The 11,428-nt window shown below is 64.0% G+C and carries 8 protein-coding genes and 1 pseudogene; 4 read left to right on the forward strand and 5 right to left on the reverse strand.

The annotated features are described in order from the left end of the window. Positions 1-5 precede the first annotated feature (5 nt). Complete coding sequence (locus ACPCUW_RS34800) at positions 6-131, forward strand: 2-oxo acid dehydrogenase subunit E2 (RefSeq protein WP_423429639.1); 126 nt, start codon at positions 6-8, stop codon at positions 129-131. Positions 132-1,038: 907 nt separating this feature from the next. Here ACPCUW_RS34800 and ACPCUW_RS34805 read toward each other — a convergent pair. Further along, a complete protein-coding gene (locus ACPCUW_RS34805) occupies positions 1,039-1,182 on the reverse strand; it encodes a hypothetical protein (RefSeq protein WP_423429643.1) in 144 nt (47 codons plus the stop codon). Positions 1,183-1,619: 437 nt separating this feature from the next. Between ACPCUW_RS34805 and ACPCUW_RS34810 the strand changes: the two are divergent. After that, a pseudogene (locus ACPCUW_RS34810) lies at positions 1,620-2,086 on the forward strand (GGDEF domain-containing protein). Between the two features lie 311 nt (positions 2,087-2,397). Here ACPCUW_RS34810 and ACPCUW_RS34815 read toward each other — a convergent pair. From ACPCUW_RS34815 to ACPCUW_RS34825, 3 genes are all read right to left on the reverse strand, one after another. Further along, positions 2,398-3,531 carry an IS701 family transposase gene (locus tag ACPCUW_RS34815; RefSeq protein WP_423429634.1) on the reverse strand — a complete coding sequence of 378 codons (1,134 nt, stop codon included), beginning with the start codon at positions 3,529-3,531 and terminating at the stop codon, positions 2,398-2,400. A gap of 47 nt (positions 3,532-3,578) precedes the next feature. Next, on the reverse strand, positions 3,579-4,835 hold the full coding sequence (locus ACPCUW_RS34820; protein ID WP_423429635.1) for a cytochrome P450: 1,257 nt from the start codon (positions 4,833-4,835) through the stop codon (positions 3,579-3,581). A gap of 1,033 nt (positions 4,836-5,868) precedes the next feature. Next, complete coding sequence (locus ACPCUW_RS34825; RefSeq protein WP_423429636.1) at positions 5,869-9,321, reverse strand: protein kinase domain-containing protein; 3,453 nt, start codon at positions 9,319-9,321, stop codon at positions 5,869-5,871. A gap of 244 nt (positions 9,322-9,565) precedes the next feature. On the opposite strand from ACPCUW_RS34825, the gene ACPCUW_RS34830 reads away from it, so the two are divergent. Beyond that, positions 9,566-9,739, forward strand: coding sequence for a hypothetical protein (locus tag ACPCUW_RS34830; RefSeq protein ID WP_423429637.1), 174 nt, complete (start codon positions 9,566-9,568; stop codon positions 9,737-9,739). Positions 9,740-10,034: 295 nt separating this feature from the next. Further along, complete coding sequence (locus ACPCUW_RS34835; protein WP_423429641.1) at positions 10,035-11,183, forward strand: NAD(P)-dependent malic enzyme; 1,149 nt, start codon at positions 10,035-10,037, stop codon at positions 11,181-11,183. A gap of 73 nt (positions 11,184-11,256) precedes the next feature. On the opposite strand, the gene ACPCUW_RS34840 is transcribed toward ACPCUW_RS34835, so the two are convergent. Beyond that, on the reverse strand, positions 11,257-11,428 hold a 172-nt coding region (locus ACPCUW_RS34840), incomplete at its 5' end, for a biotin/lipoyl-containing protein (protein ID WP_423429642.1).

Here is an 11,428-nt window from a genome sequence, read left to right on the forward strand (position 1 = left end):
CAGTCGTGAGCCGAAAGATCCTGCGCGTCACCATGTCCGCCGACCACCGCGCCATCGACGGCGCCATCGCCGCACAATTCCTCGCCCAACTGAAGGAGCTGATCGAACACCCCCTGCGGATTGTGACCTAGCCGCCACCGCGCAGTCACAACCCTCGAAGCCGGGCGCCGCACTCGCACACCCACGAGCACGTCGCCCGGCTTCACCCCCTCCGGGCAAGGACGTCGGCACTGCTCGACCAGATCGCCCGGGCACGCACACCGCTCGCCCACAGGCATTCGAACACATCCGGGGATACGTCATGGACAAGCCGCCGCACCATCGACCCACCAGCCGCGCACCCGGTTCGCCACCGATTGTGGAGCAGCGGGGCAGAGAGGTTCTCAATCATTTCGGTACCTGCCCGCAATGCGGCTACGCATCACAGGCATTCCTCGTCGTGACATATCGCGTGGACGGCAAAGCCGCCATGACCACCGAAGGTGTGTGTGGCCTCCCCTGTGGCTGGTCAGGACCTGTCGTGGTTACGAAGATGACAACCGACAGCGAATAGGGAAGCAAGCGACTCTGCGCGAATACCTTCGCGCATCGGAGGTCAAATTCCGGTACTGGACCGCCGGCGTCCCATCGGGCGGAACACCGTACTCACCGACGTACCGGGTTTCACGCCGTTCGACAATGGAAGTCGCAGATTCATCACCGGGCCGGGCGATACCACGGGAACAGTCACGACCTTTGCTTCCAAAGGGTTCGCGCTGGTTCTCTGTCGCCGCCGACGACGTCTGCTCGGCGATCTGCACTCAGAGACTGTCACACGCACAGATCGTGGATTCCCAAGCCCTGCATCTTCGGTCGTGTACTGCTGACCTCCGACCTGCACAGCGCGCTGCCACCAGAGATTCTCAGCGGAATCTTGAATCCTGTTGTCCGACTAGACAATCGCTCTGTCGGCGTCGCGCCGGTGCACTATCGCCGGCCACGGGCCCAGCCCGCGGCCCGACTGACGCCCGATGTAACCTCTCCCGATCGATGACACCCTCACTGCATGTTCGGCCGCCGGCGGGCGGCGTAGATGGTGCGGCGTATCTCCCCGTAGTACCTCGAAGCGGCGGCCAGAGCGGTCCGCATGCCGGGCGCGGACAGTTTCCCGACCAGCAGGGAAGTGGTGGCCCCTACAGGCACTTGTTTCGCATCTTCTCGGCGCGCTCGGTGCAGAGTTCTTCGATGCATCGGCGGGCGTGCGGGTCACACTGAGGGCACGCTGTTACAAGCCAAGCCAACAATGCGTTGGCGGAGATGATCGGGGTGCCAGTCCGAGCCCTACAGGGGATATCGATCTACAACTTCGCCCATCCGAAGACCTGGAGCACATCCGCCACCTGCTGTTCGAGACGCTGATTCCGGCCCGGTCCGGCACAGTCAAACTGGAGGGCAGGATAGTGCGCGCGGACGGGACTATTGGGTGGATATCCTTCGCGATCACCTACGTCCCGGGAGCCGGCGAAAGCCCCGACTACCTGCTGGCAGTGGGCTCGGACGTGACCGAGCTCTATCAGCGAGACGACGAACTGCACCGCTAAGCCCGGCACGACCCGCTGACAGGCCTACCGAACCGCCGCCTGCTCGTCGAGCGTGTCGACGACCTGATCACTGCCGCGCTCCCCGGCGATCGCGTCGGGTTCTGCTTCGTCGATCTCGATCATTTCAAGTGCTCAACGACCGACACGGTCACCATGTCGGGGATAAGGCGCTCGCCGCGGTCGCAGCCCGCCTACGTAGCAGTGTGGGCGACCAGCACAGCTTGGTCGCGTGCATCGGCTGAGACGAATTCGTCGTTTGCATCCCACCGCCGACCAGCGCGTCCAGCACTTCGGTCATCGCTGACCGGCTGCTATCGGCGCTGGACGATCCGATCGTCATTAACGGTCGTGCCCTGCCGATATCGGCTAGCATCGGCGTCATCGTCACCCCCCTTGCCGGGGCTGACACCGAATCTCTTCTGGCCGCGGCCGACACGAACTTGTATAACGCCAAATCCAACGGCAAAGGCCACTGGGTCCTGAAAATCCTGGACACCCCCGCCTGACGGCTCGGAGCAGATCCTGACTGTTGCGTTTCAGTACATCGGTGAGCTTCTGAGGGAATCGGTGCTGTCGCCAGTCTGGGCACCGTCACCGATTCGTGTGACTTGGACGAGGGCCCGGAGGCGCATTCGCCCTTAATACTGCAACGGCAGTTGATCGAGTGGGCGCCCTCGTCGCCGGTAGTGGCTGAGTCGGGCTTGGTGTTGCCGACGCCGGCGCCAACTTGACCAGGCCCAGGCGTGGGTGGCGGGCTGAGTGCTCTGCAAGATCAAACGAGCGAGCAGACGGCGGATCTCCGGTAGCGTGAAGCCGATCACGTCCTCGTCGCGGTCGGCGATTCCCCTTTTGCGGCAACAGCTTTCGATGCCGCCAGCCAGGCCAGGGCGAGCATCGACAAAGTGATGTGGGCATACCAGGCTCGCCAGGTGCGGACCTGGTAGTGATCGAGCCCGGCCTCGTTCTTGGCCTGCTGGAACGCTTCCTCGATATGCCAACGCGAGCCGGCTGCCCACGCCAGATCGGTCAGGGTGGACCGGCGAGGGCCGTAACAGACGTAGTAGGAGATCTCGGTCGGGTCGCTGATCGAGCGCCGTGCCAGCACCCAGTGCCCGCGGCCCGGCACCCACTCCACGCGGATCGGCAGCCGGGCCCAGTCGTATTCACGAGGCCCGTGCGCGCCGGCACCGACCGACAACCGCTGCCACGCCCGCGCCGGCAGCGCCGCGATCAAGGTATCGGCGCGGTCTTCACCGTAGTCGGTGGTGATCAGGGTGTCGTTGCGGCGGGTCGCCATCACGAACGGCACGTCGTGTTCTTCGAGCCAGACCCGCAGGTATTTGACCTGCCCGTAGGCTTCGTCGGCGGTGAACCAGCGGAACGGCACCTCCGCCTCGAGTGCGCGTGAGATCATCGCGATCGCTTGACGAGGCTTGGTCGCGAACTCCACCTCGTCGGGGATCCCGGCCGCCCGGCACCGGTCGCGGTCTTCGATCCACGATTGCGGGACATACAATTCCCGGTCGGCCAGAGCGTGGCCGTGTTTCGACGCATAGGCCAAAAACGTGCCGATCTGCGAATTCTCCGTGCGGCCCGCCGTCCCGGAATACTGGCGCTGAACGCCGGCGGACTTAGTGCCCTTCTTCAAGAACCCGGTCTCGTCGCAGATCAGGACACCGCCGGGGTCACCCAGATGCTCGACAACGTAATCCCGCACGTCGTCGCGGACTCCATCGATGTCCCAATCGGCCCACCGCAGCAACCGCTGCATCCCGTCCGGGCCGTCCTCCCCGGCCTGCTCGGCCAGCGTCCACCCGTTCTTACGTTCCAACCCCGCGACCAGCCCGGACACGTACTCCCGGGCTCGGGCCCGCGGCTCGGCACGCCGGAACCGGCCACCGATCCGATCAGACAACGAATCCAGCTCGGCCACAACATGATCCAACACCACGAGACATAATCATGCCGGACCCAGACGAGCCAACTGCCGTTGCAGTATTAACCCCCATTCAGTGGAGACGCTGCAGGAAAAATAACTGGCAGGGACGTCAAGGCTCGGTGGAATGGTCCCGGCCGCCAGGTCAGTTGAGCAGTCGGCACCGCGAGCCGGATTTCTGGGAGGACATCGAGAAGCTGGTCAACGGCATCTTGAGCGATTAAGGTCGCCATGGTCTGCGCGGGGCAGCTATGAGGTCCCGCACCCCATGCCAGATGTGAGCGGTTACCCGCGTGCGCACCTGTGTTTACCGCAGGATCGTTGTTGCAGCCCGCGATGCTGATGATGACCGGTTGGTGAGCGGGCAGCCAGATGTCATCGATCAGGATCGGCCGCCGCGGATAACTGGGACAGTGATTCGCCAGCGGCGGGTCGTTGAACAACAGCTCGTCGAGAGCGTCGCGGGTTTGCAAGCAGCCGCTGAGAACCCCGCCGGCGAACCGGTCATCGGTCAGGATCAACAACAGAGTGTTTGTGATCAGATTCTGTTGTAGCTCAATGTTCCCGGCGTACAGATTGGCCACTTGTTGAACCACCTCCATATCGTCGAGGTCGGCCGGCTGGTGCAGCAGCCGCGTGGTGACGTCGTCGCCGGGGTGAGCGCGTTTGAGGACAACCAGTTCCGACAGCGCCTCAGTGAAGACTTCGAGTCCCTCCTTCGCGTCGACGCCCTCGAAGAACGCAGCCATGCCAGCCGCGACCTGCTGCCCGATCTGTGCCGAGCAGCCCACCATGTCGTTAACCACCGCGAAGGCGAGCGGGAACGCGTATTGGCTGATCAGATCGGCCGAACCGGTTTCGCAGAACACGTTGATCAGCGACCCCGCGATCCGCTCCACGGTGCTGTGCATGGCATGCAGATCGACTCCCGCAAGGCTCGCCGAGGTCGCCTGTCGGTACCGCGCGTGTTCGGCTCCGTCGCTGTGCAACGCGGTCGGTCGCCATCGGAGGATCGGTGGGACGGGACAGTCGCCGGGAACGTTCTTTTCCCAGAGGCGAGGGTCAGCTGGAAAATGGTCGGGATCGTTGAGAATACGCAGCGCCTGGTGGTAGCCGATCACCAGCGTCGCGGGAACTCCCGGCGCCAGGTCGACCGGCACCAGCGAACCGTAGCGATCACGCATCTCCCGATAGATGCGGTGCGGATCGGAGGAGAACTCCGGGGAGTACAGCGGGACGCGAGGCCCGCTGGTGCCGTCAGGCGATGATGAAGGCACGGATGGGTTTTCGGGCTGATTGGGGGGCAGCGTTGTAGGCAAGTGAATGAGGCTCCAGACGATAAGACAAGAACTTCACGAGCGGATTAGTGGCTATACGCTCTGGGCGGTCGCGCGGTTGAGCCGGTCCGGATGCCGCAGCTCGAATAGATCGAGGACGAACTCGGAACATTCTGCTTCGGACGGCAAATTGTCCCGGCCGAACGTGTCCGTATGCGCTGGAGGTGTGGACATCGGAGTCCAGCCCTTTCAACCAAGTTATTTCGTTTTCATGACGAGCGTCATCGAGACGAGAGGCAGGCTACCATTTTTCGTAGGCACCTCGCTAGACCGCCGCACAGTCCCCCGATATCGGCCGGCCGCAGGAAGGCCTGGTCTCGTACCTGGTCAGGACCGCGCCGTCATGGAGCGTCCGGGTTCCCCACCGGTGCTGCCGCCCCCTTCGGCCCACTGACGGGGCTACGCGCTGACCGCCACACTCGCCCCCTTCTCCCCCGAACTTCCCGCCGTCCCAGTCCCCGGCCTATCGGGCGTTGCCGGCGGCGGGCACACTGCACGAATTCTGCCCCGGTATCTATCTCGTGCCGCGAGCTGCCGGCAATGGTCGCCCAGGAGGGTCTTCTACGCGACATCGAGCAAGCCTGCCGTGCCCGTCCCCCTGCGCCGGTCGGCCGATCTGCGCCGACCACGGGGGCGATCTTAATGCGGCGCAACGCCGCTCGGTTTCACTGGCCGGGGACCAGGCAAACTATTCGGGCTGGGCGCAGATTCGGCGGCGGCCCCCAGGGCGGCCAGTTCGACTAGCACATTGCGGACCACAACAGTAGCCGATCGGGTGACTTCTGCTGCGCCGCTGCCGTATCGAGTTCATCGGTGGGGATGATTCCACAGGGGTGCAAGCGCACGAGCCGGTCCGGCCGCAGAACAGTACCCGAATTCCGAACTTGCTCAGCTGTTACGGCGTTGCAGAAGCGTGCACGTTCGCCCTGGATTCCGCCCATGGGTAGTGCTGCTGGGCGTGCGGTCGCTGCGTGGTCGATCTGGACGTGGTGCACGTGCCCGCCAGTGGCCCACGTCAGGCAATCTGCAGCACGTCGTCGAGGAAGGACCGCCGCAGATGCGGCCATGCCGAGACGTTGCGTTCCTTGTCGGCAATAAACATGTGTATGAGTGCGGCGATCTGCGGACCGGCGTCGAGCAGGAATTGTGGCAGGTCGAGTTCGGCGCATCGTGCGACGGCGGGAGCAGCCACCTCTAGCGCATCGCCATCTCGACCCGCGGCGTGCAGGCACGCGCCGTACAGCAATCGGGCCTGCAGGTGCGCGCGTGGCCGGTCGATGGCGTCGACGCGGTTCATTCGGGCATCGGCCTCGGCGCAGGCGGTGGCGATGTCGGCCGGCGAACCGCGAAGCAATGTACGGATATGTGAGTCCGCGACCAGTTCTTGTGTGACGAGTGCAATGCCGTCGGCTGGTCCGTCCGCTGTCTTCGGGCTTGTCGATATGGGCACGAGCTTTGGGCCCTGGTGTAGGAGATCGCATCGCAGCCGCTCGTTCTCGATACGTGCGGCAAGCCTGGGTAGGGACAGCTGTCCGGCGATTCGTTCTCCTTCGTCGAGGCGCTCTGCAGCTGCGTCTCGTTGTCCGCGTGCGGCTTTGATGCGCGATCCGGTGCCGAAGGTGATCAGCATGAAATCCACTACGCCGCCTTCGGAACCGAGCTGGTGACTGGAGTCCAGCAGTGCCTCCGCCTCGGCGATTCGGCCGTGCTCGTAGAGCAGCTCACCCAGGACGGCACCGGCGAGCCGCGCTGGGTACGAGTGTTTGCCGCTCGATTGGCAGGCCAGTGTCTGTGCTCGCCGAACCAGGGATTCGGCCGCGGTGAGGTCGAGTTGTTCGTGTGCTGCCATGCCGGCGAAGAGGTATCCGTACATGGCCGCGAACGATCCCCTGGCCCGCTGGTGGTAGGGCATCGCCCATTCGATCCACCGGCGGGCCGATGCGAACTCGAACCGGTGCAGAGCTTCGAATGAGGCGACGTTTGCTGCCGACGCCACGACGAATGGCCGCAGCGTATCCGGCCGCTCGAGGCACTGCGATGCAGTCTCGAGTAGACCGTCGATTCGGTCTGCGAACAAGTCGCCGATGGACTGAATCAAGCTTGCCTCGAGCAGGTCGTCGCGGACGTCGGTGCCTGACCGCGCCATGATCGACAGCTTGGATTTCATTGTTTCCAAGGCTTTTTGAATCGGCTCTGGCGGATGATGCAACAGTACGTGTGCCCAGCCGAGTGCGATCTGCATCCGGGGGCGGTCTGCCACCAGTTCCGTCGGCAGCTTCGCGATCAGCCCGAGCAGTGTCGACATTTGGGAGTTCTCGACCAGTTCGATACCGTCCCGCTCGACGAGATCGATTGCTCGGTCTGGATCTCCGGCCGCCAAGGCGTGATCGACTGCTTCGCTGAGCATCTTCCGCTCAGAGAACCACTGTGAGGCCACTCGGTGCAGTCCGGTGAGTCTGCCTGGGTGGTCGCGTTCGAGGCGGCGGCGCAGAAAATCGGCGAACAGATGGTGGTAGCGGAACCAGGTCCGCTCGTCGTCGAGGGCTCGAAGGAACAGGTCCCGCTGTTCGATCTGTTCTAGCAACGCTTGGCACTGGTCGCGTTGCGACAGCGTGGCTGCCAGTTCGGCGCAGATGCGTTCGGATACCGAAGTGGCGAGCATGAATTCGAGAAGTGATGAATCGAGCGTGTTCAGCACGTTGTCTGCGAGGTACTCGGCAATAGCTCGATGTCGACCGGACAGGTGACTGATGAATTCGGTCGGATCGTCGTGATGACGCAGCGACAGCGATGCCAGTTGCAGCGCGGCGATCCAGCCGTCGGTTGACGCACGGAGATCTACGATGTCCTGCGTGTCAAGCGGTAGCCGAGCCAGATCGACGAGGAATTCGCGCGACTCGTCGACGTCGAAACGCAGGTCGGCGGAGTCGATTTCGACCAACTCGTCCTCGACCCGCATGCGGCTGAGAGGAAGTCCTTGCCGTGATCTGCTGGTCACGACGATCTGCAAATAATGGCAGCCTTGTTCGAGTAGAAAGTCGAGCGCGCCAATGGTCCCGGGATTGCTGACTCGATGCCAGTCGTCGAGTACGACGGCGAAACGTTCCTGGGCCTGGTAAATCTCGTTGATCAGCGATGTGAGGACGTAGCGTTCGGCTGCGTGTCCGTGCTCCTCCAATGCCTGGCGCAGCTCGATCGCCAGGTTCGGCCGCACCAGCCGGATCGCCTCGATGAGGTGTTCGAGGAACCAGATCAGGTTGTCGTCATCGCGGTCGATGTTCAGCCATGCCACCGGGACATCGTCCGCCAGGAGACGCTCGCGCCACTGCATCGCCAGAGTGCTCTTGCCGAATCCGGCTGGAGCGTGGATAACGACAAGGCGCTTGCGGCCGGCGTCCCATATTCGTTCGATCAGTTTCGCCCGTCGCACGAGCGTGTGTGCGGCGAGGGGTGGGCGGAACTTGGTTGCGGCGCTGGGCGGCCGTGCAGCGGCCCGCTGTGACCGGCCATCAACGTGTCGCTGCAGCTCACTGAAGGTAGTCGATCGACTATCGGTCAGTGGATTCTGATCGGCGGTTATGAGTGCCATATCGCTGACCCGATGTCCATGTCTGCGCTGGAGATCGCGCAGTTGTTCACCGAGCTCGGCCGCGGTAGCCGGACGGTCGTTCGGCGACATCGCCATGGCATGCTGGATCGCGTCGGTCAGCCCTTGCGGGAACCCTTCACCGAGATCGGGAACGGGCGTGGAAGCTACCCGAACGAAATGCGCAACGACTTCCTCGCCCTCGCGTCGCTCCAAAGCAGCGTGTCCGGTGACGAGGCAGAACAGGCTGGCGCCGAGGCCGTACAGATCGGAGGCCACGCTGGGTGGCTTCCCGTTGAGAATTTCCGGAGCCGTGTACGCAGGGGAGCCGAGGATCAAGCCCGTGGACGTCTCGAAACCGCCGCTGATGCGTGCGATGCCGAAATCGCACAGCTGCGGTTCCCCGTAATCGGTGATCAGGACGTTCCCGGGTTTCACGTCGCGGTGCAGGATCCCCAGGCGGTGGCTGGACTCAAGCGCGCCGGCCAGCTTGACCCCGAGTGCCACTGCTGCAGGCCAGTGGAGCGGACCGCGGCGTTGGAGGTGATCGGTCAGCGAGCCGCGGCGATGGTAGGGCATGACGATGTAGGGACGGCCGCTGAACGTGACGTCGGCATGCAGTACCGCGACGACGTTGGGGTGTCCCGAGAGTTGAGCCATCGTTCGCTGCTCGCGGAGGAAGCGCGCCCGACTGTTTGTGTCGAAGTCGGACGAGAGCACTTTAACCGCAACCGTTCGGCCCAACGCGGCCTGGAAACACCGGAACACGGTTCCGAAACCGCCGCGCCCAATTATCTCGGCACGCTCGAGCCCCTCGGCGTCGAGCTCGTCTTCCACCTGCTGTTGTTGCTGTACGCGTTGCGTATCGTCGTTTCCGGCCATTGGTCTTCAATCGCGATCCATCGCCATCCTCGCGCGAGCCACGTCCCGGTGCCAATCAGATCGCGTTTCGCCGAAGCTTTCGCAAGTCTACGGCGCTGCCTCGGAGAAGTGCAGCATCATATCGCTGCCGCAAGGCACCTGCGACTCCATTGGTGCTCGTCCATGCCTCTAGCGGAGCCGATCCAAGCGGGGTGCCAGGACGACGTACTGGCTGGGGTCACATCTCGACCGTCCTGGTTCCATCGTGCCCGCCGGACATCCGGTGCGACTGGGGAGACGTTCGGCGGATATATCCGGGGCCGAGGAGGACCGCTGGCTCGATGCTCATGGTTGGAAGTTGGTCGAATTGCGCTTCGCCGCACCGTTCGACACCGCCGCCACCGTCCTGGCCGATCGCATCAGGGACCCGAATCAGTGACCACTTCTGCATGATCTGCATCGGGTGCGCGGTCGGCGAGCTGGTCGATGCCAGCGGTGAGGTTGGCAGTGAGCCACGTGTCAGCGCTACAGGTGGCACCGGTGACTGCGGGGCCGGCGAGGGGGGTAGTTGCCGCGCCGAAGCACTCCAGCCTCGGATATGATGTTTTCTGGACGGTCGAAAAGAATAGGCAATATGGCGGCTCTCGGGAGCGGCTGTCAGGTAGGAGTGAACCGTGTCATCAGCTGCTGATCCTCAAAACGCCACGACGGCTGGCGTCGCTGACTGGTCCGCTATTACGCACGATGAAATATTCGCCGGCCATCTCGGAGGCAAACTCTCGGTGGAACTAAGCACTCCGCTGGATACGCAGCGTGATCTGTCGATTGCTTATACCCCCGGAGTAGCGCAGGTAAGCCGGGCTATTGCCGCGGACGAGGCGCTAGTCACTCGGTATACCTGGACCGACCGGCTGGTCGCGGTGGTCAGCGACGGTAGTGCGGTACTGGGTCTGGGTGACATCGGCCCGCGTGCCTCGCTGCCGGTGATGGAGGGCAAGGCCGCGTTGTTCAAGAAGTTCGCCGGTTTGAATTCGATTCCGATCGTGCTGGACACCAAGGATGTCGACGAGATCGTGGAGACCCTGATCCGGCTGCGTCCTAGCTTCGGCGCGGTGAACCTGGAGGACATCTCGGCTCCGCGTTGCTTCGAGATCGAAAAGCGTGTGGTCGAGGCGCTGGACTGCCCGGTCATGCACGACGATCAGCATGGCACCGCGATCGTCGTGCTGGCGGGTCTGAAGGGCGCGGCCACTGTGCAGGGCCGCGACATCAAGGCCCTGAAGGTCGTGGTTTCCGGGGCCGGCGCGGCGGGTGTGGCATGCAGCAATATCCTGCTGGCCGCGGGCGTGTCCGATGTGGTGGTGCTGGATTCCAAGGGCATCGTCAGCGCCGATCGCACCGACCTGAACGCGGTGAAGGCCGAGCTGGCTCAGCGGACCAATCCGCGTGGGCTGGCCGGTGGTGCGATCGGGGCGCTGGCCGGTGCGGACGTGTTCCTGGGGTTGTCGGCGGGCACCGTCGCCGAGGAGCTCATCGCCTCGATGGCGCCCGGAGCGATCGTTTTTGCCATGTCGAACCCGGACCCGGAGATCCATCCGGAGGTCGCCCGCCGCTACGCCGCCATTGTGGCAACCGGCCGTAGCGACTTCCCGAATCAGATCAACAACGTGCTTGCCTTCCCGGGCGTGTTCAAGGGCGCGCTGGATGCCGGCGCGCGCCGAATCACCGCGGGTATGAAGGTGGCCGCAGCCGACGCAATTTTCGGTGTGGTCCGCGATGGGCTGGCCGCGGACAACATCATCCCGAGTCCGCTGGATCCGCGGGTCGCGCCGGCAGTGGCCGAGGCCGTCGCCGCGGCCGCTCGTGCGGAAGGTATTGCGTAACAGATGGTTGCACCGAGTGCCGGGGCGCACAGCTTGTGCGCCCCGGCACTCGGTTCTTGTTCGGCAGTTGTCGTCAGGCTGTCGCTGCTCCATTGAGGTCCATGTCGACCAGCAGGTCGCCGCCTTCCACCTGCTGCACCGTGCCGATCGCGACCCGGGCGACGACTCCGGCGCGGGGTGCGGTGATGGCGGCCTCCATCTTCATGGCCTCGATGGTGCCGACCGTGGCACCGGCGGTGACCGTG

Origin of the sequence: Nocardia sp. AB354 (assembly GCF_049538315.1) — a bacterium.
In the GTDB taxonomy this organism is placed as follows: Bacteria; Actinomycetota; Actinomycetes; order Mycobacteriales; family Mycobacteriaceae; genus Nocardia; species Nocardia nova.